Raw genomic sequence first — 807 nt, forward strand, 5'->3', positions numbered from 1 at the left:
CGGCTGATCGCCACCGACCTGGACGGCACCCTGCTCTGCTCCGGCGGCACCGTCACCGGGCGCACCGCCGCCGCCCTGGCCGCCGCCGAGGCGGCCGGGATCCAGGTGGTGTTCGTGACCGGCCGTCCGCCGCGCTGGATGCAACAGGTGAGCGCGCACATCGGCGGCCACGGGGTGGCGATCTGCTCGAACGGCGGCGCCGTGGTGGACGTGCACCGCGGCGAGCTGCTGGAGTCGTTCCCGCTGGGGGAGGCGGAGGCGCTCGCCGTGGTCGGGCGGTTGCGGGCCAAGCTGCCGGGCATCGCGTTCGCCTTCGAGTACCCGGCCGGGTTCGCCCGCGAGCCCGGCTACGAGGTCCGGATGTGGGGGCAGGACGAGAACCACCCGATCGGTCCGGCGGAGGAGCTGCTCGGCACCGGCGGGCCGGTGCGCGGGCTGTTCAAGCTGCTCGCCAAGCACCCGGACCTGGACCCGGACAAGCTGCTCGGCGAGGCCAGGGAGGCCGCCGGGGATCTCGCCGAGATCACCCGCTCGGCGCCGATCCCGCTGCTGGAGATCAGCGCGCCCGGCGTCACCAAGGCCAGCACGCTGGCCCGTTGGTGCGCCGGGCGGGGCATCGGCCCGAGCGAGGTGGTGGCCTTCGGCGACATGCCGAACGACCTGGAGATGCTGGACTGGGCGGGTACCGCGTACGCCGTCGCCAACGCCCACCCGCAGGTGCTGGCGGCGGTGGAGCTGCACACCGTGAGCAACGAGCAGGACGGCGTCGCCGCGGTGCTGGAGGAGATCCTCCGGCACCGCGGCGAG

The 807-nt window shown here is 74.6% G+C and carries 1 protein-coding gene; it reads left to right on the forward strand.

Features of this window, described 5'->3' with window-relative positions:
- The coding region (locus VR45_RS05800) for an HAD family hydrolase (RefSeq protein ID WP_063772414.1) at positions 1-807 on the forward strand (807 nt) is incomplete at both ends.

The sequence above is a fragment of the Streptomyces sp. NRRL S-495 genome, from assembly GCF_000966955.1.
Classification (GTDB): domain Bacteria; phylum Actinomycetota; class Actinomycetes; order Streptomycetales; family Streptomycetaceae; genus Kitasatospora; species Kitasatospora purpeofusca.